Origin of the sequence: Halorubrum shenae, from assembly GCF_051194165.1 — an archaeon.
Taxonomy (GTDB): Archaea; Halobacteriota; Halobacteria; order Halobacteriales; family Haloferacaceae; genus Halorubrum.
Genome location: NZ_JBLZNI010000003.1, coordinates 259,498 through 283,588 on the forward strand (window position 1 = coordinate 259,498; position 24,091 = coordinate 283,588).

Annotated in this window: 23 protein-coding genes; 16 read left to right on the forward strand and 7 right to left on the reverse strand. The window is 66.7% G+C overall.

What is annotated here, in order from left to right:
* The first annotated feature begins 13 nt into the window (after positions 1–13).
* Positions 14–1,126, forward strand: coding sequence for a siroheme decarboxylase subunit beta (ahbB, locus tag ACNS88_RS06055; protein ID WP_435094896.1), 1,113 nt, complete (start codon positions 14–16; stop codon positions 1,124–1,126).
* A 70-nt stretch (positions 1,127–1,196) separates the two neighbouring features.
* Here the strand turns inward: ahbB and ACNS88_RS06060 are convergent, their stop codons facing one another.
* Both ACNS88_RS06060 and ACNS88_RS06065 read right to left on the reverse strand, forming a co-directional pair.
* Complete coding sequence (locus ACNS88_RS06060) at positions 1,197–1,958, reverse strand: bacteriorhodopsin (protein WP_435094898.1); 762 nt, start codon at positions 1,956–1,958, stop codon at positions 1,197–1,199.
* 1 nt (position 1,959) lies between these two features.
* Positions 1,960–3,633 (reverse strand): methyl-accepting chemotaxis protein, encoded by a 1,674-nt coding sequence (locus ACNS88_RS06065; RefSeq protein ID WP_435094899.1) that lies wholly within the window; start codon positions 3,631–3,633, stop codon positions 1,960–1,962.
* A 146-nt stretch (positions 3,634–3,779) separates the two neighbouring features.
* Here ACNS88_RS06065 and ACNS88_RS06070 point away from each other — a divergent pair, with 146 nt between their 5' ends.
* The 3 genes from ACNS88_RS06070 (at position 3,780) to ACNS88_RS06080 (ending at position 5,435) form a co-directional block, all read left to right on the forward strand.
* Positions 3,780–4,586 (forward strand): aldo/keto reductase, encoded by an 807-nt coding sequence (locus ACNS88_RS06070; protein WP_435094900.1) that lies wholly within the window; start codon positions 3,780–3,782, stop codon positions 4,584–4,586.
* A 103-nt stretch (positions 4,587–4,689) separates the two neighbouring features.
* The gene (locus tag ACNS88_RS06075) at positions 4,690–4,851 is read left to right on the forward strand and encodes a hypothetical protein (RefSeq protein ID WP_435094901.1); all 162 of its coding nucleotides are present in this window, start codon (positions 4,690–4,692) and stop codon (positions 4,849–4,851) included.
* A 158-nt stretch (positions 4,852–5,009) separates the two neighbouring features.
* Positions 5,010–5,435: a DUF5790 family protein gene (locus tag ACNS88_RS06080; RefSeq protein WP_435094902.1), complete on the forward strand. Its 426-nt coding sequence runs from the start codon at positions 5,010–5,012 to the stop codon at positions 5,433–5,435.
* A gap of 16 nt (positions 5,436–5,451) precedes the next feature.
* On the opposite strand, the gene ACNS88_RS06085 is transcribed toward ACNS88_RS06080, so the two are convergent.
* Entirely contained in the window at positions 5,452–6,201 is a 750-nt protein-coding gene (locus tag ACNS88_RS06085) for a creatininase family protein (RefSeq protein ID WP_435094903.1), read from the reverse strand.
* Between the two features lie 100 nt (positions 6,202–6,301).
* Between ACNS88_RS06085 and ACNS88_RS06090 the strand changes: the two genes are divergently transcribed.
* Positions 6,302–6,658, forward strand: coding sequence for a DUF5789 family protein (locus tag ACNS88_RS06090; protein ID WP_435094904.1), 357 nt, complete (start codon positions 6,302–6,304; stop codon positions 6,656–6,658).
* A gap of 18 nt (positions 6,659–6,676) precedes the next feature.
* On the opposite strand, the gene ACNS88_RS06095 is transcribed toward ACNS88_RS06090, so the two are convergent.
* Both ACNS88_RS06095 and ACNS88_RS06100 read right to left on the reverse strand, forming a co-directional pair.
* Positions 6,677–8,623, reverse strand: coding sequence for an ABC transporter ATP-binding protein (locus tag ACNS88_RS06095; protein ID WP_435094905.1), 1,947 nt, complete (start codon positions 8,621–8,623; stop codon positions 6,677–6,679).
* 150 nt (positions 8,624–8,773) lie between these two features.
* Positions 8,774–9,058 (reverse strand): DUF7538 family protein, encoded by a 285-nt coding sequence (locus ACNS88_RS06100; RefSeq protein ID WP_435094970.1) that lies wholly within the window; start codon positions 9,056–9,058, stop codon positions 8,774–8,776.
* Between the two features lie 130 nt (positions 9,059–9,188).
* Between ACNS88_RS06100 and rnz the strand changes: the two genes are divergently transcribed.
* The 3 genes from rnz (at position 9,189) to ACNS88_RS06115 (ending at position 11,510) form a co-directional block, all read left to right on the forward strand.
* Complete coding sequence (gene rnz / locus ACNS88_RS06105) at positions 9,189–10,121, forward strand: ribonuclease Z (protein WP_435094906.1); 933 nt, start codon at positions 9,189–9,191, stop codon at positions 10,119–10,121.
* Between the two features lie 80 nt (positions 10,122–10,201).
* The gene (locus ACNS88_RS06110; RefSeq protein ID WP_435094907.1) at positions 10,202–10,621 is read left to right on the forward strand and encodes an HIT family protein; all 420 of its coding nucleotides are present in this window, start codon (positions 10,202–10,204) and stop codon (positions 10,619–10,621) included.
* Between the two features lie 76 nt (positions 10,622–10,697).
* Positions 10,698–11,510 (forward strand): P-loop NTPase family protein, encoded by an 813-nt coding sequence (locus tag ACNS88_RS06115; protein ID WP_435094908.1) that lies wholly within the window; start codon positions 10,698–10,700, stop codon positions 11,508–11,510.
* 28 nt (positions 11,511–11,538) lie between these two features.
* On the opposite strand, the gene ACNS88_RS06120 is transcribed toward ACNS88_RS06115, so the two are convergent.
* The gene (locus ACNS88_RS06120; protein ID WP_435094909.1) at positions 11,539–12,075 is read right to left on the reverse strand and encodes a DUF7858 family protein; all 537 of its coding nucleotides are present in this window, start codon (positions 12,073–12,075) and stop codon (positions 11,539–11,541) included.
* Between the two features lie 163 nt (positions 12,076–12,238).
* Here ACNS88_RS06120 and ACNS88_RS06125 point away from each other — a divergent pair, with 163 nt between their 5' ends.
* A complete protein-coding gene (locus ACNS88_RS06125; RefSeq protein ID WP_435094910.1) occupies positions 12,239–13,249 on the forward strand; it encodes a transcription initiation factor IIB in 1,011 nt (336 codons plus the stop codon).
* 109 nt (positions 13,250–13,358) lie between these two features.
* On the opposite strand, the gene ACNS88_RS06130 is transcribed toward ACNS88_RS06125, so the two are convergent.
* Entirely contained in the window at positions 13,359–14,348 is a 990-nt protein-coding gene (locus ACNS88_RS06130; protein WP_435094911.1) for an arsenic resistance protein, read from the reverse strand.
* Between the two features lie 172 nt (positions 14,349–14,520).
* Between ACNS88_RS06130 and ACNS88_RS06135 the strand changes: the two genes are divergently transcribed.
* From ACNS88_RS06135 to ACNS88_RS06165, 7 genes are all read left to right on the forward strand, one after another.
* A complete protein-coding gene (locus tag ACNS88_RS06135; RefSeq protein ID WP_435094912.1) occupies positions 14,521–16,230 on the forward strand; it encodes a GTPBP1 family GTP-binding protein in 1,710 nt (569 codons plus the stop codon).
* Between the two features lie 256 nt (positions 16,231–16,486).
* On the forward strand, positions 16,487–18,367 hold the full coding sequence (locus tag ACNS88_RS06140; RefSeq protein WP_435094913.1) for an ABC transporter substrate-binding protein: 1,881 nt from the start codon (positions 16,487–16,489) through the stop codon (positions 18,365–18,367).
* 272 nt (positions 18,368–18,639) lie between these two features.
* Positions 18,640–19,728, forward strand: a complete 1,089-nt coding sequence (locus tag ACNS88_RS06145; protein WP_435094914.1) for an ABC transporter permease — start codon at positions 18,640–18,642, stop codon at positions 19,726–19,728.
* Position 19,729: 1 nt separating this feature from the next.
* Positions 19,730–21,280 carry an ABC transporter permease gene (locus tag ACNS88_RS06150; RefSeq protein ID WP_435094915.1) on the forward strand — a complete coding sequence of 517 codons (1,551 nt, stop codon included), beginning with the start codon at positions 19,730–19,732 and terminating at the stop codon, positions 21,278–21,280.
* A complete protein-coding gene (locus ACNS88_RS06155; RefSeq protein WP_435094916.1) occupies positions 21,280–22,368 on the forward strand; it encodes an ABC transporter ATP-binding protein in 1,089 nt (362 codons plus the stop codon). Before ACNS88_RS06150 ends, ACNS88_RS06155 begins: the two co-directional genes overlap by 1 nt.
* On the forward strand, positions 22,365–23,699 hold the full coding sequence (locus tag ACNS88_RS06160) for an ABC transporter ATP-binding protein (protein WP_435094917.1): 1,335 nt from the start codon (positions 22,365–22,367) through the stop codon (positions 23,697–23,699). Before ACNS88_RS06155 ends, ACNS88_RS06160 begins: the two co-directional genes overlap by 4 nt.
* Positions 23,683–24,081 carry a DUF7555 family protein gene (locus ACNS88_RS06165; protein ID WP_435094918.1) on the forward strand — a complete coding sequence of 133 codons (399 nt, stop codon included), beginning with the start codon at positions 23,683–23,685 and terminating at the stop codon, positions 24,079–24,081. Before ACNS88_RS06160 ends, ACNS88_RS06165 begins: the two co-directional genes overlap by 17 nt.
* Positions 24,082–24,091: the final 10 nt, after the last annotated feature.

Here is a 24,091-nt window from a genome sequence, read left to right on the forward strand (position 1 = left end):
CCAAGTGGCTGTAATGAGTTTGGACGCCGACTGGCGGGCCGATATCGACGCGGTCGACGCGGCCCTCATCGACGAGTACCAGAGCGGCTTCCCCGTCGAGTCGCGCCCGTTCGAGCGGGTCGCTCGCGAGATCGCGGCCGAGACGGGCGTCGACGTCGACGGCGAGGCGATTCTCGACCGCGTCCTCGACCTCCGAGAGCGGGGCGTGTTCCGGCGGTTCGGAGCGGTGCTCAACCCCCCAGTCATCGGCTCCTCGACGCTCGCGGCCGTCCGTGCGCCGGAAGACCGGTTCGACGGGATCGCCGAAGTGATCAACGGCTACCGGCAGGTGAACCACAACTACCGGCGCGACCACGAGTGGAACCAGTGGTTCGTCGTCACGGCGGGGTCCCGCGAGCGGCGCGACGCGATCCTCGCGGAGATCGAGGAGCAGACCGGCTGTGAGGTGTTGATCCTCCCGATGCTCACCGACTACTACATCGATCTGGAGTTTCCGGTGGTGAACGCCGATCGGTTCGCACGAGAGTCAGGCGAGGCGCGAAGCGCCTCGGACTCCGCGAGCGGGGAGCGGAGCGACCCGCGAGCGTCCGAGACGGACGTCTCCGCCACCCGCATCTCCGAGGACGCTCGCGGCGACCTCACCCCGCTCGAGGCCGACCTGCTCTTGGCGATCCAGGACGGCTTCCCGCTGTCTGCGACTCCCTACGCCGACGTGGCGAGCGAGATCGACGCCCCGCTCGACGACGTGCTCGCGGCGGTCGAGCGGCTGCTCGCGGACGGCTGCATCAAGCGGATCGGCTGTGTCGTTAACCACGTCGTCACCGGGTTCACGAGCAACTGTATGGTGGTCTGGGACGTGCCCGACGACGAGCTCGACGAGCGCGGCGAGGCGGTCGGGAGCCTCCCGTACGTCACGCTGTGTTACCACCGACCGCGCCGGACCGAGCAGGAGTGGGAGTACAACCTGTTCACCATGATTCACGGGCGCGAGGCCGAAGCGGTCGACGCGAAGATCGACGAGCTGGCGGCCGACCACCTCCCCTTTCCCCACGAGCGACTGTACTCCACGCAGACGCTGAAACAGACCGGCGCGCAGTACGAGGACCTCGTCGCGAACGGGGAGTAGGAGGAGGCGAGGAGTAGGAGGAGGCGAGGAGTAGGAGAAAGCGAGGAGTAGGAGGGGAAAGGAAAGCCGCTCAGTCGTCGCCGAGGACGGTCGTGTACTCCTCGGCGGTCGGGTCCTCTGCGTCGGCAGCGACGAACTCGTCTCGGCTGCCGAGGCGGTCGAGCGCGTCAGCGCCCGCGACCGCGACGACGACGAAGCCGACCTTCGAGACGATGTCGAGGTAGATGAAGACGAGCATCTCCGTCGCCGGCGTCAGTAGCCCGAATCCGGTGGGCGCGAGCAGCCAGACGACCGGATACAGCGTCCACAGCACCACCGTGATGTTCCGGAGCGTCCCGAAGACCGCCCGAACACGATCTGCCTCCGCCGAGGCCGACCGCGGGAGTGAGACGAGAAGCCCGTAGATGAGCGCGACGTACGCCGCCATGGCGACGCCGAACGCTACCCACGAGACCACTCCAACGGTGACGACCGCGGTGATTCCGCCGGCGATGACGACCACGTCGATCGCGACCAGTCCGCCGAGCAGGCGTCGCGACGGACGCGCGAGCAGGCCGAGATACAACAGCAGCAGCGGTGTCGTTATCAGCCAGTCGATGTAGCGGGCGACCGGGAGGTCGCCGCCCGGCGTCGCCACGGTGCTGAACTCGAGCGCCATCGCGAGGTACGCGAGCGCTGCGACGCCGGTGACCCCGGCGAGCGTGGCGTAGTAGACGGCGTGCGACTCGCCCGTCTCCGAGGACCGGGTGACCCACGCCCACAGCGGCGGGACCGTGCCGGCACCCATCGCGAGCACGCCGATCCACGCCCAGAGGACGGTGTCAACGAGCATCTCAGTTCACCCCCGCCCCGTCCGCCGTATCGTGGGGGAAGTCGAAGGAGCCGTCGTCGGTCTCACCGCCGGTCCCGCCGTCCGAGACCGCAGCGGTGGCGGCGCCGCCGTGGTCGTCGGACGCAGGGGTGGACGCGGCGGCGAGGTCGTCTTCGTCGGTCTCGAACTCGAAGTCCTCGACCGCGTCGCGCAGCGCGAGCGCGCGGTCCGAGAGCGACTCGGCGGCAGTCTCGACCGCGCCGAGAGTCCGTTCCTGTTCGTCGACCGCGCCGGTCACGTCGCCGGCCGCGCTCGCGGTCTGTGCGCTGATCGCGGAGACGTCTTCGACGTGGCCGACCACCGCGTCGACGGATTCGGCCTGCGTCTCGGTCGCTCGGGTGATCTCGGTCATGCTCGTGTCGGTCCGCTCGGAGGCCTCCGCGAGGCGTTCGAGCGCGTCGATCGACGTCTCGACGGTGTCGACCCCGGCGGAGATCCGCTTTTCGGTGCGTTCCATCGCGTCGGCGCCCGTCTCCGCGCGCTCCTGGACGGAGCGGATCCGGGCTTCGATCTCGCCGGCCGACTTCTGCGTCTCCTCGGCCAGCGCCTTGACCTCCTCGGCGACGACCGCGAAGCCGGCGCCCTCGGCCCCGGAGCGGGCCGCCTCGATCGAGGCGTTCAACGCGAGCAGGTTCGTCTGCTCCGCGATCTCCGAGATGGTGTCGACCACCTCACCGATCTCTTCGACCTCCGCGGCGAGCGCTTCGACCTCCGCGGTCGTCTCCGCGGTCGATTCCTCGACCGCGTCCATCTCCGCGAGCGCCTCCTCGGCGGCTTCGCGACCTTCCTCGCCGACCCCGGCGGCGTGTTCCGCGGTCTCCGCCACGTCGGTGACCGTAGAGGCGACCTCCTCGGCGGACGACGCGAGGTTCTCGGCCTCGTTAGTCGCCGCCTGCAGGTCGTCGCGCTGGGTACGCGCCCCCTCGGCGATCTCTTCGACCGCCTCGCTCACGGTTCCAGTCGTCGTCCGCAGGCTCTCCGTGCGGTCGTCGACGGTGCCGGCGACGTCGGCGGTGTCCTCGGCGACGGTCGCCACGGAAGCGACCGTCCCCTCGAGCCCGTCGGCCATCTCGTTGAACGCGGTGCCGACCCGCGCCATCGCCTCGTTGTCGCTCTCGGGGTCGACCCGCTGAGTCAGGTCGCCGTCGGCGAGCGCGCGCATCGCCGACTCGTACTCGGTCGCCTTGCGCTCGACCGTCTCGGCGCGTTCCGTTGCCTCACGCCGGGCCCGCTCCGCCTCCTCGCGGGCCGTCTCGGCGTCGTCGATCTCGGAGCGGAGCGAGCCGCGCATGGCGTCGAACGCCCGGAACAGCCGCCCGATCTCGTCGACTCGACCCGTCTCCAGCCGCACGTCGAGATCCCCCTCGGACATCCGCTCGGCCTTCGCTGTGAGCTGCCGCAGAGAGATGACCGTGTTCGATCCGACGGTAACACCGATGAGCGCGAGCCCGATGACCGTCAACAACGTCATCCCGATGAGCCCGGACCGGACCTCTGCGCCCGCGGCCCCCGCCTCCTCCGCGCGGAGGTAGACGAGGACCCCGTATGAAACTGAGACTCCCATGACACCGATCAGAGACAGCGCGAGTTTCGCGCCGTAACTCGATCGGACGCCGGAAGACGATTCCACATGCATATTATATACATCTGAACGGACCGTATCGGTATAACGACTGCCTCCAGAATATCGGTCGTGATAACTGGTTTGCCGCCGTCTTCCGGTGAACGCGGCAGCCCGACCGAATCGGTACGTTGAGGGGGATACCACACCGGGGAGAACGCGTGACCAACTCGTTCGACAGGCTCGGCTACGGGACGTATAAGTTGGCCGACGGCGAGGAGTGCGTCGCCGGCGTCGCCCGCGCGGTCGAGACGGGATATCGCCACATCGACACGGCACAGGGGTACGACAACGAGGCGTCGGTGTCGGCGGGGATCGACCGCACCGAGGTCGACCGCGACGACCTGTTCGTCGCGACGAAGCTCTCGACGGACACCCTCTCGTACGACGACGCGACGGCGACCGCGCGGGTGAGCCGAGATCGGCTCGGCGTCGACTCGATCGACCTCCTGTACGTTCACTGGCCGATCGACACCTACGATCCGGAGGAGACGCTCCCCGCGCTCGACGACCTCGTCGACGAGGGCGTGGTCGACCGGATCGGGCTCTCGAACTTCCGGCCCGACCAGCTCGACGAGGCGATCGACCGGCTCGCGAACGACGTGTTCGCCCATCAGGTGGAGTATCACCCGCTGCTCCAACAGGAGGAGCTTCGCGAGCGCGCGGCCGAACACGACCACTGGCTCGTCGCCTACTCGCCGATCGCGCGCAACCGCGTCGCCGACGTGGACGTATTAAAAGAGATCGCCGCGGCCCACGACGCGAGCCCCGCGCAGGTGAGCCTCGCGTGGCTGCTCTCGAAGGAGCGCGTCGCCCCGATCCCGAAGGCGGCCGACTTCGATCACCTCGAGGCCAACTGGGCCGCTCGCGATATCGACCTGACCGCCGACGAGGTCGCGCGGATCGACGCGCTCGACCGCGGGGAGCGGATCGTCGACTTCGAGGAGGCGTCGTGGAATCGGGAGTGAAGCGGGCGGTCCCGTAGATGTGTATATAGCCGTATTGTGCCGTATAAGGCGCTATACAGCCCACATAGTCGGGTTTACGTGATATGCCGCCGATCACGCACCTGTGCCCGACACCAAACCGAAGCGGTCCGGAGGACCGGCGCTGCTGGCCGCGACGCCGAGCGCCGAGCGGGTGGGGCGGTGGCTCCGAACGCTCGCGCTGCTGGCCGGCGTGCTCGGGCTGCTGGTCGGGCTGTTCACGCTGGAACTCCTCACCCGGCTGTAGCGGGTCGCGGTCCGCGCTCCCCCGCCCGGGCGGTGTCCCGCCCGGAGCGGAACTGAACGCCCGGGGTCACCGAACCGGACCGCAGACGCCGCGTCGCTCCGGGTTTCACTTTCGCTTTCGGGCGCGTTTTTAAAAGGCGTCGGCACGACGACTCAGGTATGAGCCAATCCACGTTCGACGACGACGACCTGTTCGGCGAGGCCGCCGAGGAAACCCGCGCCGAGGTCCGAGAACACCTGCAGGCCGCACGCGGGGAGCTTCCCGACGCTGACGCGGTGTGGGAGACGGACGCGGACAACGTCCTCGGCGCGCTCAACGGGTTGAAATCGGCGCTCGACGTCGGCGACGCGATCGACAGCGTCCGCTCGGCGAAGAAGGCGTACGTGCTCGGCGAGCGCGCCGACGCCTTCGAGGACGCCGAGGACTTACAAGCGGAGATCGAGGAGCTGGAGTCGCTCGTCGGCGACATCGAGGCCGCCGCCGAGGAGGTCGGCTCGCTCACCGGCACCGTGCCGGCGATTCGCGGCGCGTTACAGGACGCGGCGGAGGCGGGCGACGACGAGGGCGAGGAAGACGAGGAGTAGTCTCCCTCCGCCCCTTTTAAACCGACTGTCGATCGACGACGGCCGCCGAGAGCTCCGCGAGCGCGTCGCTCGCGAGGTCGAGCAGGACCTCGCCGCGCTCAGCGTCGCCCGCGCTCGGGTCGCCCACCACGCCGTTGTCGGTGAACTCGTCGGCGTCGTGCGCGAGGTTCACGCCCGAGACCCACTCGCCCCAGCGGTCGGCGCCGCCGTCGCGGGCGGCTTCGACGCGGTCTTCGCGCACGAGGTCCGGGTTCGTCGCGCGCAACAACGCCGTCTCCAGCGGGCCGGCGTGGCCCATGTCGGCAGCGTGTTCGCCGACCGCCTCGAACCAGGTGAACGCGACCGCGTAGCCGTCGTGGGCGTCGTCCCGGGAGAACCGGCGCGCGACCTCCGCGAGGGCCTCCACGTTGCCGCCGTGTCCGTTGACGAACACCACATGGTCGACTCCGTGGGCCGGCAGCGACTCGGCCGCCTCGCGGACGTACGCCCGAAAGGTGTCGGGAGAGACCCACATCGTCCCGTCGAAGGCGCGGTGTTCCTCGGCGACGCCGACGGGGATCGGCGGGGTGACGGCGACTTCGGAGGCGGGTTCGCTCTCCGCGGCCTCGGAGGCCGCCGCGCCCGCCTCCGCGACGGCGACCGCGTCGAGCGTGTCGGTGCCGAGCGGCGCGTGGGGGCCGTGCTGTTCGGTGCTGCCGACGGGGACGAACGCGACGTCCACGGCAGCGTCTCGCACGTCTGTCCAGGTGGCGTCCGCGAGTCGCATACCGGGTCGTCGGCGGGACGCGCCGTATAGGCGACGGTCCGCGAACGAACGCCTCCGCTCAAACGGGAGGATTAATCTGACGGGCGAGAAGAGGCGATCCATGAGCAACGACAACGACAACCAAGCGCGGGCGTACGGGATCACGTTCGGGCCGTTGAAACGGGCGCTCCGCGAGCATCGGTATCCGGTGTCGGTGGGCGAACTGATCGAGCAGTACGGCGGGTTCGAGTTAGCGACCGCAGCGGGCGAGGAGCGGCTGGAGTCGGCGCTTCAGGGGTGCGAGGCGACGACGTTCACCGAGCCGTGGGAGGTCCGAGACGCGATCCTCACCGGGCTCGACGACGACGCGGTTATCGGGTATCACGGCGAGCTGGCGGAAGGGGAGTCGACAGAAAGCGACGACCGCGACGCGCCGGAAATCGATCAAGCCGGCGATTGGAGCCGGCTGTCGGAGTAGGCCGCCACCCTCAACGGTTCAGTCGTCGTCGCTTTCGGCGTCCTCGATCAGGCGCGCGGTGCGCTCTTGAGCGCGATCGATGAACTCCTGTGGCAGCTCGTCGATCTCGCCGGCCTGCACGCCCCACAGGTGCGCGTACAGCCCGCCGTTGTCCAACAGCTCGCCGTGGGTGCCGCGCTCGACGATCTCGCCGCCCTCCAACACGAGGATGGTGTCGGCGTCCTTGATCGTCGAGAGGCGGTGCGCGATCGCGAAGGTGGTACGGTCGGCCGTGAGCCGGTCGAGCGAGCGCTGGATCAGCATCTCCGTCTCGGTATCCACGTCAGAGGTCGCCTCGTCGAGGATGAGGAGGTCCGGATCTTTCAGCACCGCTCGCGCGATGGTGACGCGCTGGCGCTGGCCGCCGGACAGCTTCACGCCGCGCTCGCCGACCATCGTGTCGTAGCCGTCGGGGAGGTTCTCGATGAACTCGTGGGCCTCGGCGGCCCGCGCGGCCTCGCGGACCGCCTCGTCGGTCGCGTCGAAGGTGCCGTAGGTGATGTTCTCGCGGACGGTGCCGTAGAACAGGTACGACGACTGCCCGACGTAGCCGATCGACCGGCGGAGCGACTTGAGCGTCACGTCGCGCACGTCCTGCCCGTCGATCCGGATCGACCCGTCGTCGACGTCGTACATCCGGAGCAGCAGCTTGAGGACCGTGGACTTCCCGGCGCCGGTCGGGCCGACTAAGGCGAGCGTCTCGCCGCCCTCGACCGCGAAGTCGATGTCGGAGACGATGGTCTCCTCGTCGTACCCGAAGCTCACGTCGTCGTAGACCACGTCGCCGTCGCCGACGGTCAGCTCCTCGGCGTCCGGGTCCTCGGCGAGCCGCGAGGGCTCGTCCATCAGCCCGAAGATCCGGGCGGAGGAGGCGCGGGCGCGCTGGTACATGTTGATGATCTGTCCGAACTGCGCCATCGGCCAGATGAACCGCTGGGTGTAGAGGATGAAGACGACGAACATCCCGACCGAGAGGTCGCCGGTGAACGGGCCCGGTGGGGTGTCCTGAAACACCCAGAGCCCGCCGACGACGAAGGTGAACACGAAGCCGATGCCCGCGAGCACGCGGAGCGCGGGGAAGAACTTGATCCGGGTCGTGATCGCGTCCCAGTTGGCGTCGAAGTAGTCCATCGACACGTCGTCGACGCGGTCGGACTCGTACGGCTCGGTGTTCGACGACTTGATCACCTGGATGCCACCGAGGTTGTTCTCCAGCCGGGAGTTCATCTTCCCGACCGACGAGCGCACCTCGGCGTACTTCGGCTGGATCGTCTTGATGAAGAGATAGGTGAACCCGCCGATGATCGGGACCGGAAGCAGCGCGACTAAGGCGAGCTGCCAGTTGATCCAGAACAGCAGCACGCCGATGCCGACGACCATCACGGAGAGGCGGAACAGCGAGTTCATCCCGTCGTTTAAGAACCGTTCGAGGCGGTTCACGTCGTTCGAGAGGATCGACATCATCTCTCCCGTCTGCTTGTCGGAGAAGAACTCCATGTTCAGCCGCTGCATCTTGTCGTACGTGTCGGTCCGGACGTCGTGCTGGATGTTCTGTGCGAAGGCGTTGAACCCCCAGTTACGGATCCAGTGGAAGCCGGCCCCGATACCGAACGCGGCGCCGATGACGCCGATTGTGAACCAGAACTGTTCCGTCTGTCCCGTCGGGAGCCACGCGTCGGGGAGGAGCACGAGCGGGATCTGCTCGCTGAACGGCGCGTCCTGGTAGAACACGGCGTCGATGGCGATCCCGAGCATCAGCGGCGGGAGGAGGTCTAAGAGTCGGGCGAAGACGCTGGCGAAGATACCGACGGAGACCTGTGGGAGGTAGTCGCGACCGTACGCGAGAAACAGGCGTTTCATCGGGTTCTCGATCTTGTCCCGCTGTTCCTCGAAGGGGTCGTCTTCCTCCCACTCGACGCTACTCATTATCAGTTTGTAGCGTATCTGACGGCAAATGGGTTTCCTTCGAGTCGGGAGACACCGGCGGAAATCTCCGGTAACGGGCAGCAGAACGGATGATTTGGAGATCGAGAAGAAGAGAAACGGAGCGGAACAGCAGACGAAACCGACGCGGGATCAGATCTCGCGACGCTCCACGTCGGGGTCGACGCCGGCCGCGTCGAGGTCCTTGCGGATGCGCCGCCGGAGGGGATCGGGAAGCTCCTCGCGGGGGACGGGAGCGGCCGTGGCGGCGTCCCCGTCGGAGTCGGTGGCGGGAACCGTCCAGTAAAGGACGCGCTCCGCCTCCGCATAGAACTCCACCGCGAACCGCTCGCCCCCGCCGTCGTAGTGGACGCGAGCCGCGTCGCCCTCGGCGCGCCACCCCTCCTGTCCGACCAGCGCGGCGATCGAGTCGTACACGGTCGCGTTCGGAGCGGCGGACACATGTCGGCTTCGACCGACCGCCGGCCCTCGATCGAATGGCGCCACGCTCCGTCGCGGCCGACGACCGCCTCGAAAGGAGTTTATCGCCGCCGACCGCAGGACGGGTATGTCCCTTCGCGTCACCTTCCTCGGGACGGGCGGCGCCGTCCCCACCACCGAGCGCGCGCCGAGCGCACTGTTCGTCAACCGCGAGGGCGACCGCCTGCTGTTCGACTGCGGCGAGGGCACCCAGCGCGGCATGATGCGGTTCGGCACCGGGTTCGGGATCGACCACCTGTTCGTCTCGCACCTCCACGGCGACCACGTCCTCGGGATCCCGGGGCTGGTTCAGACGCTCGGGTTCAACGATCGCACCGAACCGCTGACGATCCACTGCCCGCCGGGAACCGAAGCCGACCTCCACGACCTCGTACACGCGGTCGGCCACGACCCCGCGTTCGAGATCCGGATCGACGAGGTCGTCCCCGGCGAGGTCGCGCTCGACGCCGACGGGTACGAGGTCCGCGCGTTCGAGACGGTCCACCGGACGAGATCGCAGGGGTACGTCGTCGAAGAGGACGACCGCCCGGGGCGGTTCGACCGCCCGAAGGCCGAGGAGCTGGGCGTGCCCGTCGGCCCGAAGTTCGGGCGGCTCCACGCGGGCGAGTCGGTCGAGGCCGAAGACGGCTCGATCGTCGAGTCGGAGCAGGTGGTGGGGCCGCCGCGCCCCGGTCGAAAACTCGTCTACACCGCCGACACCCGCCCGCGAGAGCGGACCGTCGCGGTCGCGGCGGACGCCGACCTGCTCGTCCACGACGCCACCTTCGCCGACGACATGGAAGACCGGGCCCGCGACACGGCCCACTCGACCGGCAGGGAGGCCGGCTCGATCGCCGAGCGCGCCGGCGCGAAGCGGCTCGCGCTGGTGCACGTCTCGTCGCGGTACGCCGCCGACGCCTCGCCGATCCTCCGCGAGGCGCGAGAGGCGTTCGACGGCGAGTGTCTCCTCCCCGACGACGGCGACCTGATCGACGTGCCGTTCCCGGACGCCGAGGAGTAGGAGGCAGCGCCGCGCCCGGAGCCTGACGCCCGCGTCGTATTCCGGGAAACCTTGATGGGTCGCGGCGACGACCCTCGTGTATGTCCGCAGACTGCATTTTCTGTTCGATCGTCGACGGCGACATCCCGGCCCGAACTGTCCACGAGACTGACGACGTGCTGGCGTTCCTCGACGCCAACCCGCTCGCTCGCGGTCATACGCTCGTGATCCCGAAGTCGCACGCCCAACACGTCGGAGACCTCGACGACGACCTCGCGAGCGACCTCTTCGCGGCCGTGACGGAGCTCACGCCGCGCGTCCAGTCGACCGTCGGCGCCGACGGCGCCAACGTTGGGATCAACGACGGCGAGGCGGCGGGACAGGAAGTCCCGCACGTCCACGCCCACATTATTCCGCGGTTCGAGGGCGACGGCGGCGCGCCCCTCCACGCGGTCGGCGGCGAGCGGCCGGACCTCTCCGACGACGAACTGGACGCGATCGGCGAAGCGATCGCCGAGTGAACAACCGCCGAGTGAGCGGCCGACCGACGACCGCCGTGCAACAGAGTTAACAGCGAAACTCCGAGTAGGCGAGCGCATGCAGGCGACGACGCTCGCGCTCGTCGGAGCGACCGGCGGCGCGGGAACGACGCGAACCGCGGTCGAACTGGCAGCGCTCGGCGCGCGAGACGGTCGTGACGTGGCGGTCGTCGACGCCGCGTTCACGACGCAGGGGCTCTCGGAGTACGTGTCGGGTCGGATCGGGACGGACCTCACGACCTTGGTCACCGACGAGACCGGCGCGTCGCTGTCGGCGGCGACGTATCCGATCGCGCTGGGAGACGAGAGCGACGGGGGAACGAGCGCCGCGGCTGGCGGCGACGCGCCGGACCTCCCGGGACGCGCCGACGCGATTCCGGCCCGCGCGCCCTTCGAACGCGTCGCCCGGGCGAAGACCGCGGAGGCGGCCCGGAAGCTTGAGCGGCGGATCGACGAGGCCGAGACGAGCTACGACGCAGTGGTCGTCGACGCCGCGCCGGTCGGCTCAAACGAGGCGGTCGCAGGGGTCACAACCGCCGACCGGACGGCGGCGGTGTTCCCGGCGACGGCCCACGGACGCGACGCCCTCCAGCGCCTCCGGGGTCGGATCGCCGACGTGGGCGCCGGAGTAGACCGGTCGATCGCGGTGGCGGGAGGCCTCAGTGAGACGGACAGCGAGGCAGGCGGAGCCGAGAGCGACGCGGACGCTCACCTCCCGGCGACCGACCCCGCAATCGCGAGCGCGCCGACGGCGGCAGCGGGGAACGGGGCATACGCGCGCGCCGTCACGGCGGCGTTCGAGGGAGCCTTCGACGCGACGGTTGGGATCGAGTTCGAGGAGCCGGGGCTGGTCGACCGACTGACGCCCTGAGCGACAGCGATCGGACCCGCTGCCCCGCTCAGCGGAGTCCGTCGGGCGACCCGAGCGCGCCGCCGAGCACATCGTCGTCGCCTCCATCGAAACCGCCGGAACCGACACCGAGCGGGGCGGAGCCGGCGATGTGGGCGTCGACCGCCTCGGCGACCGCAGAGAGCGGATCGTGAGTCTCGACATACGTCGCCAGCGCGAAGTCCGCCTCGTCGCCGCCGGCGAGCGCGACCGCCTCGCTGCGCGCGAGCCGACCGTCCAGCCAGTCGCGGACCACGTCGCGGCGGCTCGGCGCGAGCGGGCAGACGCCTTCGACGCCGCAGCGGTGGAGAGCCTTCGCGCCAGTCATCGGCGCCACGCCGGCCTCGCGGGCCGCGTCGCCGACGCTCCGGCCGGCGGTGTAGCCGTCGATGAGCGTCGCCGTCGCCTCCGGCGTACACGGGAGGTCGTCCGCGTGCTCCGCGAGCCGATCGACGAGCGGGGTCTCCGTGTCGTCCGCGACGGCGACCCCCCGATCGCACTGGCTCGCGGTCACTTCGAGCCCGTCCGCGATCTCCGACAGCGTCATGCGGATCGCTGTCGCCTTTAGAGAGTTAAAACCACCGTACTGCGGCCGGGTGAACCGGCTAAGCACCGATCGGTTACCGGTCGGTTCGAGCGCGCCGATCCGGTCGATCGACCCCGGATTCTCCCGGGTTTAAGTAAGGCATCGGGCCCGAGTTCGACGTGTGATGAGTGAGGCACGCTCGACGCAGATTCGTTCGCCCCGTACCGAAACCGACGACGCCGCGACCGCGGACCGCGCCGGGACCGTCGCGGCCAGCGCGGAAAGAGAGACCAGCGAGACAAGAGGGACCAGCGAGGCCACGCAGACGTGCGAGACCGCCGCCCGCGAGACGTGTCCCGAGTGCGGCGGTCGGACGCGCGTCGACGCCGCAGAGCGCGTCTGCACTGACTGCGGGCTCGTCGTCGAGGCCGACCGGATCGACCACGGTCCCGAGTGGCGGTCGTTCGACGACGACGACACGAACCCCAAGCGCACCGGCGCACCGCTGACGCGGTCGCGCCACGACCGCGGGCTCTCGACGGAGATCGGGCGGTCGACGAAGGTCAAGGGGCGCAAGCGGCGGCGGCTCGCCCGGATGCGGACCCAGCACAACCGCGCGCAGATCTCGACGAAGCGCGACCGCAACAAGGTGTACGCGTACACCGAGATCCGGCGGCTCATCGGCGTCTTAGAGCTCCCAGACAGCGTCCGCGACACGGCCTGCACGCTGTTCGACTCCGCGCAGGACGAGAGCCTGCTCCGCGGGCGCTCGCTTGAGGGGTTCGCGGCCGCCTGCGTCTACGTCGCCTGCCGGACTGCCGACGTCGCTCGGACCGTCGGCGAGATCTGCGCCGAGGCGAAGGCGACCGAAGACGAACACCAAGCGGCCTTCGACGCGATGAATCGCGAACTCGGGCTGCCGATCGCGCCGACCGGCCCCGCCGAGTACCTCCCGCGGTTCGCGAGCGACCTCGACTGCGATCCCGCCGTGGAGCGTCGCGCCAGCGAACTGGCCGAGCGCGCCGTCGAGGAGGGGATCGCGAACGGTCGCAATCCCGTCGGCGTCGCCGCCGCCTGCCTCTACACCGCGGCCCGCGAGCTTGACGCGGAGTGCACCCAACAGGAGGCCGCCGACGCCGCCGACGTGACGCCCGTGACCGTCCGCCGGACGTACGTCGATCTGACCGAGAAGTGAGCCGGGAGAGAAGCGCTCCCCGCGAGTAAGCGGGAAGACGGACGCGCCGAAACCGGAGACGAGAGACGGTCATCTTCTGCGCTGCGAGTCGAACTCACGAGTGCGAGAGCTAACGGTCGTTCGACGATCCGTCGAGGCGAGCCGTCCACCGCTCCCTGATCGCGAGGTGGACCTGTGCGATGATTCCTAAGAGAGGGAGCTCGAGCAGCGGTCCGATCACGAGCGCCAGCGGGATCAGCGGCTCGTTGGGGAACGCGACGACGGCAATGGCGAGCGCGGTGGGCGAGTTCCGCGAGAGGATCGTGTTGTTGAAACAGACCATCTCGCCGTACGAAAAGGAGAGCAGACGCCCGGCGGCGAACCCGACCGCGAGGTTAATCGCGTAGAACAGGACGACGGGAACCGCCAGCAGCGCCAACAGGCGGGGATTCTCGGCGATCACCTCGCCCTGCGACGCGAACATCGCTCCGATGGCCAGCGCGAGAAAGGTGATCTGAATCGGGCTCAGCCGCGGCAAAAATCGGTCTCTGAACCACATCTCTCCCTTCGTCCGAGTGAGTCCCCACCGGGCGATACCACCGAAGAGCAGCGGGACGACCAAGACGAGCAGGACGCTCTCCACGAGGAGCGCGAGCGGCAGGTCGACAAGCGTCCCCGCGAACGCGTAGAGATACACCGGGAGCAACACCAGCTGAAGGACGAGATTGTACGGTAACACGGAGGTCGCCAGCGGCACGTCGCCGTCGGCGATGTCGGTGAACACGAGGTACCAGTCAGTACACGGCGTCACGAGGAGCATGATGAGCCCGACCCAGAGCGCGGGCTGGTCGCGGAGGAAGATCGCGCCGAGTCCGACCGCCAGCAGCGGGCTCCAGACGAAGTTGACCAGCAGGCTCGATCCCACCACTCGGCGGTTCCCGAACGCCTCACGGAGCCGAGACAGCGAGATGCCGACGAACGCGGCGAACAGCATGACCATCAGGAACGGGAGAATGAGCCGGTCCGCGACGGGCGCGACGCCGTCGACCTGCCCGACTGCGAGGCCAATGAGGATGGCGGCGAGGACGAGCGCCGACTGGTACTTCTCGACGAGGTCCATCGTCTCGTTCCTGCGTCGGCGGCGTGCTAAGGCTGTGGGTTCGCGTTAGTGAGGAGCGCTCAAGAGCGGTCCTGTCGGCTCCCGTCTGCTCCCGAGCGCTCGATACCACTCGCATGACGTGCGGACGCATACCACGAAAACCGTTAAGCCCGGCTGTCGCCTACGATCGGACATGAGCGCTGACCGGTCCGCCCTCCGGCGGGCCATCGAGCGCGGCGAACGGGCCGACGGCGAGATCGAATTCAAGGAGCGACTGACTCGTGAGGTCCACCTCGCTGAGGGCCGCATGGAGTCGCTCGTGGCTCAGCTCCGCCACCGCGTGCTCTCCGGGGACGGCGAGGCGACCTACGTTCTCGGCGTCACCGACGACGGTGGGTTGGCGGGGACCGCTCCCGACGCCTTCTCCGAGACGATGGACGTGCTCTCGCTTCTGGCCGACGAGGCGGACGCCCACATCGCCGACGTCGAGACGTGGAGCGCCGGTTCGGCCACCGCGTCGCGCGGCGCCGCGAGCAACCGGACGGAGTCCGGTGACGGGAACGGGAGCGATGAGGGGCTCGTCGGCCTCGCCACCCTCCGCGACGGCGGGATGTTCGAGACCGACGACGACCACCTCGTGATCGGGACGGCGGGCCACGTCGACCACGGGAAGTCGACGCTCGTCGGGACCCTCGTCACCGGCCGACCCGACGACGGACAGGGCGGTACGCGCGGCTTCCTCGACGTTCAGCCCCACGAAGTCGAACGCGGGCTCTCCGCCGACCTGTCGTACGCCGTTTACGGGTTCGAAGACGGGGACCACGAGCCGGTCCGGATGGACAACCCGCACCGCAAGTCCGACCGCGCCCGGATCGTCGAGGAGGCGGACCGACTGGTCTCGTTCGTCGACACGGTCGGCCACGAGCCGTGGCTCCGGACGACGATCCGCGGGCTCGTCGGCCAGAAGCTCGACTACGGGCTCCTCGTCGTCGCCGCCGACGACGGGCCGACGAAGACGACCCGCGAGCACCTCGGGATCCTGCTGGCGACCGAACTGCCGACGATCGTCGCGATCACGAAGGCGGACGCCGTGAGCGACGAGCGACTCGCCGACGTCGAGCGCGAGGTGGAGTCGATGCTCCGAGACGCGGGCCAAACGCCCCTCCTCGTCGACCGGCACGGGATCGACACGGCGGTGGCGGAGGTCGGCGACGGCGTCGTCCCGCTGCTCCGAACCAGCGCGGTGTCGAAAGAGGGAATCGGGTCGCTCGACCAACTGTTCGAGACGCTCCCGAAGCGGGCGACCCCGGAGCGCGCGGAGTTCCGGCTGTACGTCGACCGGAGCTACAAGGTGACCGGGGTCGGTGCGGTCGCGTCCGGCACGGTCAACTCCGGCACCGTGGAGGCCGGCGACGAACTCCTGTTGGGCCCGATGGCCGACGGCTCCTTCCGCGAGGTGGAAGTGCGCTCGATCGAGATGCACTACCACCGAGTCGACAAGGCGACCGCCGGCCGGATCGTCGGAATCGCCTTAAAGGGCGTCGACGAGGAGGAGATCAAGCGCGGGATGGCTCTGGTACCCCGCGGTAGCGACCCCGAGCCGGTCCGCGAGTTCGAGGCCGAGGTGATGGTGTTGAATCACCCGACGCGGATACAGGAGGGGTACGAGCCGGTCGTCCACGTCGAGACCGTCTCGGAGGCGGCCGTCTTCGCCCCGGAAGGCGGGCGGCTCCTCCCCGGCGACACCGGCCGAACGACGGTTCGGTTCAAGTTCCGTCCGTACCTGGTCGAAGAGGGCCAGCGGTTCGTCTTCCGGGAGGGGTCGAGTAAGGGGGTCGGGACCGTTCGGTCGATCAGCGGCGAGGGAACTGAGACCGGCGAGGAAACGACCGAGACCGGCTGAGAGCAGTCCGTCCGAACGCTCGGCTTTCGGCCAAGGTCGCACAGCGAAGCGCCGCGATGCGGCTGTCAAACTGCTCCGGTCGAAGCGCGTTTTGCCGAGCGAGACAGGGCCGGGCGGACACTCCGTGAGATTCGTTTAGGTATGACCGGAGACCGGTTCGGGATCCGACGAAAACACCGTTTATCGAGGCGGATCGGTTGCTAATTAGCGGACATATGCAAAGTATTAATTGCCGTGACCAAAAAACCAACAACGTATGCCAGATGATGACAAACTCAGGCGGCGTCAGTTCCTCCAAGCGACCGGAGCGTCGGCACTCACGGCCGGCATCGCGGGCTGTTCCGGAAACGGCGGCGACGGGTCCGACGGCGAGGACGGATCCGACGGCGAGGACGGATCCGACGGCGAGGACGGATCCGACGGCGAGGACGGATCCGACCAGTTGATGCCGTCTTCGTACCCGTACGGGGCTAACGAAAACCGAATCGAAGACGCTCGAGCGGTGATGGAAGAGGCCGGATACGGTCCGGACAACCGGTTCAGTCTCGACTGGCTCCAGTACAACTCCCCGGCGTGGGAGGAGATCGCGAACACGCTTCGCGCCCGGCTCGAGTCGGTCTACGTCGATATGAGCATCAGCAAGGCCGACTTCGGTGCCCTCCTCGAACGGACCGAGAAAGGGGAAATGGACGCGTTCACGCTCGGCTGGATCGCGGATTACCCGGGGGTCAGAAACTTCGCTCAGCTAGTCGATCCGGATAACACGATTTACGACGCCGAGGGCGTCTCGCCGAACGGTGCGCGGTTGTTCTGGAGCGAAGATTCCAACACCGACCCGGAAGTCCGTAGCGCGATGTCGGAGGCGTTCGCGCAGCTTGCGGGGAATCCGGGCGACAAAGACTCGGCGGAGAGCGCACGCGCGGACGCAACGCTTCGGTTAGAGAAGCTCCTCTGGGAGTCTGCGGCGTTGCTCCCGGTGTATCACAGCGTCGAAGACATATTCTGGTACGACCGAGTCGACTACGATCCGCCGGGCGGGATGGGAGCGTCTCGGGCGAAGACCAGCACGTCCGTCCAAGGACTCGAGGGCAGCGACACGCTGAAGGGCACGTCCGCGACCTTCAACGCACTCGACCCGATCGCGTCGGGGAACACGGCGAGTGGCGCCAAGATCATGGACATGTTCGACGCGCCGCTCAACTACGTCAACGGAACGGTCGAGGTCGAGCAGCTCCTGATCGAGGACTACACCACGAACGACGAGCTCACCGAGTACGAGTTCACGCTCAAGGAGGGCGTCCAGTTCCACGGGGATTACGGCGAGCTGACGGCTGACGACATGGTCTACTCGATCCGGCGTCTGGTCGAGTCCTCGAACTCGACAAACACGTACTTCCCGATCAGCGTCCTAAACATCGACCGCGAGGAGGACGACAACGGAAACATCGTGCCCGGGTCGCTCGCCGTCGAGGCGACCGGCGACTACACGTTCAGTGTCACGCTTCGCGAGCCCTTCGGTTACGCGCTCGAAGTGCTCAGTTACTCGGCGTTCTCGGCCGTCCCCGAGGGTATCGTGGGCGACATCGAGGGGTACGACGGCGAGATGAACTACCAGCAGTTCTCGACGAGTCCGGTCGGCTGTGGCCCGTACGTCTTCGAGGAATGGAACTCCGGCGTCGGCGGCGAGTTCCGAGCCTCGGCGTTCGCAGACTACCACGACGGAGAGCCGGCCGTCGGGAACATCCGGTCTGCGATCCTCAGCGAGCCGAACGCGATATACAACCGGTTCCTCAACGAGAACGCGGACGTTAGCGGGATTCCGACCTCACAGTTCGACCCGGGACTGGCCGATCTGACGAGTCAGGACGGCGCCCAACAGACCGGGACGTACGGTCCGCTCGGGAACGACCAGACGGTGAACATGTCGCGGACGCCGACGATCGACACGTTCTACATCGCGTTCAATATGGAGAACGTCCCCGAGGCGGTCCGGAAGGCGATGGCGTACGTGATGACGCGCGACGACTTCACCGAGAGCGTCTTCAAGGGCCGCGGCGAGGCCGCGTACCACCTCACGCCGCCACAGGTCTTCCCCGGCGGCGGTGAGGGGTACGCCAACCACTGGCAGGGCGAATAAACCCACGTCCGCTTCGGTCGTCGGTCTCGAACCGGCGATCCGCTCTCCCTCCCGGTTGTTTAATCGATATGATTAACAATGGCCACTGATACCAGTTTACCACGTTTGCCTCCTATAGACTCGACGAACGACCCACTGTGCTTATCGGCATCGATCAGCCGATCGTGGCGCGTACCGACCGCGCTGCGTTCGAATCGGTCGATTCCGGCTAGGCGATCCCCGCGAGGGCGAACGGTCGGGGAGACGGCGTTTTCCGATCCGGTGATCGAAGCATGAACAGAGGCGTCTACATACTCAAGCGGTTCGGACTCGCCGTTCCGGTCATGATGTTCGGGGTCACGATGTCGTTTTTGATCCTCTACCTCGGACCGATCGATCCCGTCGGGAGCATCCTCGGTCAACAAGCGACGCCCGCAGACATCCGACAGCTGCGGATGGAACTGAACTACATCGATGCGGCCGGGAACCCCGTACCGCTGTGGGAGCAGTACTTCCGAGTCGTCGGCGACCTGTTCACGCTCGATTTCGGTGAGTCGTGGACGATTCAGCGCGAGACGCCCGTCACCGAGCTCATCATCAACCGGATGCCCGCGACCCTGTGGCTCGGCTTCTGGTCGGTCGTCATCGCGCTCGGGGTCGGCATCCCGCTCGGACTGTACGCCGGCCTGCGCGCGAACACGTTCCGAGATTACGCGACCTCCGGGTTCGGGATCGTTTGGCGCGCGATGCCGAACTTCTGGCTTGCCGTCATCATCTCCGGACTGATCACCGCCGGAGGCGCCCTCGAGTTCTACCGCACTGCGATCGTCGAAACGCAGGTCAGTGGGACCCCGGACGCGTTGAACAACCTGTTCACCAACATCGATCTCTTCACCGGTATCCCGTATCTAGAGCTGCTGTTCATCCCGGTGCCCAATCCCGGTCCGATGTTCGTCGCGTTCAAGTGGATACTGCCCGCGGCGCTCGTTCTCGGATCGTCGTCGATGGGGAACGAGGTCAGGATCGGACGGACTGCAGTGCTCGAAAGCATCAACTCGAAGTACGTCGAGACCGCAAAGGCGAAGGGGCTCTCTCCCCGCCGGATCATCGCCAAACACGTCGGACGGAACGCGGTCATCCCGCTTTTGCCCGTCATCATGGGCGAGTTCTACCTGTTGGTCGGCGGATCCGTCCTCGTCGAGGCGGTCTTCGGTATCAACGGCCTCGGCAACCTCTTTTTCAACGCGGTGTTGGGGCCCGACATCCCGCTCGTGATGGCGCTCGTGTTCATTTTCATCGTGATCCAGATCCTGTTCAACATCAGCCAAGACCTCCTGTACACGTACATCGATCCACGAATCAGCCTTGGAGAGAGTGAGTAACATGTCCGATCGTCACACCACCGAGTCGATTCGAGATGAACTGACACACCGTGATAATCTGTCCCTCTCCGCCCGCATCACGGAGGATCCGGAGCCGTTCTTACGGTGGGCCGTTCCGATGTTCGTGTTGATCGCCGTCGAGTACGCGACGTGGGCGGGGATCGCGGTCGGCATGCTCGACGCGTTGATCCTCGGCGTGACGGCCGCTATCGAGATCGCGTTGAGCTACGTCACTCCCGGACTCGCACAGATCGTCCTCGACTTCCAGACCGGTGCGGTGGGTATGCTCCGGGATGTGGGAGGTGCGCTCGGAGAGTTGCCGACCTTGTTCGGTCGCGAGGTCATCCCGAATCAAGGGTACCAGACCGCGGACGGCTCGTGGCAGGGGACCTTCCTCGGACTCCAGCCCGCGGTCGCGTGGGCGATCAGGTTCCTGCTCATCATGGCGTATTCCCTCTTTACCGCTTACTGGCTGTTCCGCGGCTGGCTCGTCTATCGCGAACACTACCGCGAGGCCGACTGGAGTCCCACGGACGATATCGTCAATAACCTTCGCGACCACCGATGGGGTCAGTTCGGGCTCATCGTGCTGGTCGTGTTTCTGACAATGGCGACGTTCGGCTCTGCGCTGGCTCCCTCGACGGTCGATCAGAACATCCAGAGTCCCTACTCCGAGGAAAGTCAGATTCAATACTTGTCAGAGGAGGGAACCGTCGAAATGGTGTTCGCCGGCGACGCCAACTTCGACTCGAAGTCCAAGGGAGCGGTCGAGACCAACGTCGGGGTGATGTCGTACGACGACTACAGCCGCTTCCACCCGTTCGGGACGCTCCCGAACGGTCGTGACCTGTTCACCTTCATGATGGGCGGGGCCCGAATCACGATGATCGTCTCAGGGATGGCGATCACCGGCGCCGCAGTAGTCGCGATGACGCTGTCGATGTTCTCCGCGTACTACAGCGGATCGCTCGATCTCGGGATCCTCACGGTTTCAGACGGGGTTGTCTCTATCCCACAGCTGCTGTTGTTGATCATGATGAGTGCGGTCTTTGCGGACACGTGGCTTGGAGGGGTACTCGATGGCGGGTTCCTGTTGGCGCTCATCTTCGCATTCACGACGTGGCCGTTCCTGTGGCGGGCGGTTCGTGGGCCGGCGTTACAGGTCGCACAGGAGGAGTGGGTCCGGGCCGCGGAGAGCTACGGCCAACAACCGCGAAAGATCATGCGAAAGCACATGCTACCCTACATCCTCGGCTACTTGCTCGTCTACGCCTCGATGTCGGTGGGAGGGATCATTATCAGTCTCTCGGCGTTGTCCTTCCTCGGGAACGGCTTGGGGATATCTCCCCCGACTCCCGCTTGGGGGCGGGCGATCGCGGCCGGACAAAGCTACGTCTCTTCGGTCTCGTGGCACATCTCGCTGATTCCCGGATTAATGATCGTGCTCCTCGTCACCGGGATGAACGCCCTCGGTGACGGGATCCGCGACGCCATCGATCCGGAGACCGAGGCCGGAGAGGGCGAAGAGGCGGCCGCAGGAGGTGGTGCGTGATGTCTCAGCCACAGAACGCGGGCACAGAAGCGATGGAGGGCAGTGAGGACCCGATCCTCTCCGTGAGAGACCTCCAAACCGTTTTCTACACGGATAACGAGACAATCCGAGCGGTCGACTCGATAAGCTTCGATGTCGGTCGCGGCGAAACGGTGGGAATCGTCGGGGAGTCCGGATCGGGCAAAAGCGTCACCGCTCGCTCGATTATGGGGTTGATCGAGTCGCCCGGCAAGATACTCCCGGAGTCGTCGATTTCCTTCGACGGACGGGAACTCACTGACCTCTCGGAGAAACAGTACCAGTCGGTCCGCGGAAGCGGGATCGGAATGGTGTTTCAAGACCCCCAACAGTCGCTTAACCCCGTCTACACCGTCGGCAATCAGATCCGTGAGTCGCTCGCGATCAACCGCGACATCACGGGCGAAGAGGCGACTGCGGAGGCGACGAGACTGCTCCGGGCCGTCGGCATTCCGGATGCCAAACGCCGGTTAAACGAGTATCCACACGAGTTCTCCGGCGGGATGCGCCAGCGCGCCGTCATCGCGATGATGCTCGCGTGTGACCCGGACTTTCTGATCTGTGACGAACCGACGACAGCGCTCGACGTGACGATCCAGGCACAGATATTGGAACTCTTAAAAGAGCTGCAAGAGGAACGCGGGCTGTCGATACTGTTCATCACGCACGACATGGGAGTCATCGCGGACATCGCAAACCGCGTGAACGTGATGTACGCGGGACAGATCGTCGAGAAGGCGACCGTCGAAAATTTGTTCGCGAACCCACAACACCCGTACACGAGGGCGCTGCTCAGGTCTATTCCCGGTGAACACTCCCGTGTGGACGGACTCGAAACGATCGAGGGGCAGGTGCCGACACCGAACGAACCGGCCGATCACTGTCGGTTCGCGCCTCGGTGTTCGAAGGCGTTCGACGCCTGTGACAACGTGTCCCCACAACACGTTCCCGTCGGGGATAGTGAGGACCACACGGCGTCGTGTCTGTTGTACCCCGACGGCCTGAGTGAGACGGAGCGCGTTGAGAGACACGTCGAGGAAGCGACCGAACGAACGGAGGAACACTCATGAGCAACGCAGTTGAGCGGTCGAGTCCGACTGAGGAGTCGGAGGTGCTGGTGGAAGTTGAGGGACTCAAAAAGTACTATGGAGGCGACGGGCTGTTCGCCGATCCGCCGGTAAAGGCGGTCGACGGCGTCGACTTCGAGATCAGACGCGGCGAGACGCTCGGGCTGGTCGGCGAGTCCGGGTGCGGGAAGAGCACGCTCGGCCGCACCCTGCTGGCACTCGAAAGCGCCACCGATGGATCGATCGTGTACGACGGCACCGACGTGACGACGCTTTCCGGGACAGAACTCAAAGAGTGGCGCAAAAACGCCCAGATGGTGTTTCAAGACCCCGAGTCCAGTCTGAACGATCGGATGACAGTCGGAGAGATCATTCGGGAACCGCTCGACGCGCACGACTGGAAGACGATGAACGATCGGCGTGAGCGGGTGCTGGATCTGCTGTCGGCGGTCGGTCTCCCCGACAAACATTACTTTCGGTACCCACACCAGTTCTCCGGCGGACAGCGACAACGGATAGGGATCGCGCGAGCGCTCGCGCTCGAGCCGGACTTCCTAGTGCTCGACGAACCGGTTTCTGCCCTCGACGTGAGCGTCCAGGCGAAGATCATCAGTCTCCTCGAGGACCTCCAGGAGGAGTTCAATCTCACGTATCTGCTCATCGCACACGACCTCTCGGTGGTTCGGTATATCTCCGATCGTGTCGCCGTGATGTATCTCGGGAAGATCATGGAGATGGGAGAGGCTGCAGAGCTGTTCACAGAGGCGTCAAATCCGTACACGCAGTCGCTTTTATCCGCGATTCCGAAGCCCGATCCGACCGAGACGTCTCGGCGGATAACCCTCTCCGGAACGCCTCCGAGCCCGAGCGACGCGCCGGCGGGGTGTAACCTCTCGACTCGCTGCCCGGCGAAGATCAAGCCGGAGGCGTACGCCGACCTCGACGGCGAGGTCTGGAGCGCAATCGAACAGTTCAGGGAGGTCGTTCGTGAACGCGCCCGTATCAGGCTCTCGACTGGCGACCGGGTCAGGCGGCAGTTCGACCGGTTCGATCGGTTTGACGACATCGAGGAGGGCATGGCGGACAGCTTCGGTGGCCTCGACGTGCCGGAACGGGTCAACGAACAGATCCGGACCGCAGTCGGGATGGTCAAGCGTGGCCGTCCGACGGAAGCGCAGGAACACCTGTACGACGAGTTCGCCAGCGTCTGCGATCGAGAGCCGCCGGAGATGCACAGAGTGTCCGCGTCGGGTCGGTACAGCTACTGCCACCGACACGACGACGAGTACGACGACGTGGAGCCCGTGATCACGCGCCGTGCAGACAGCGAGTAGCCTCGCTCGGATCAGCGAGTTCGTCGTCTGGGTCGGCGCCGCGTCTACCGCGGTCGTCGTGGCTTGCGCCGCGGTCGCGTACGCGTTCGGCGACGGGCTACTCACGCTGAAGTACGTCCTGTTCGTCGTCGGCTTCGCGCTGTTCGGCCTCGGTGGGGTGGCCATCCAGCCGAAGCCCAAACGGCGGGATCACAAACGCGTCAGCTTCGACACCGAACAGGCGTGGGAGATCGAAGCCCGACTCATGCGGCTCCCGCCTCTCCGTGAGATGACCGTTCCGTTCGAGAATCGGGTGAGTCGCAACGTGAAACTGTTCGTGACGAGCCTCGTCATCCTGGCGGTCTCGCTGTCGCTCGAGTTCGTCGCGGGCGTCGGCGTGTGAAGCGCACAAG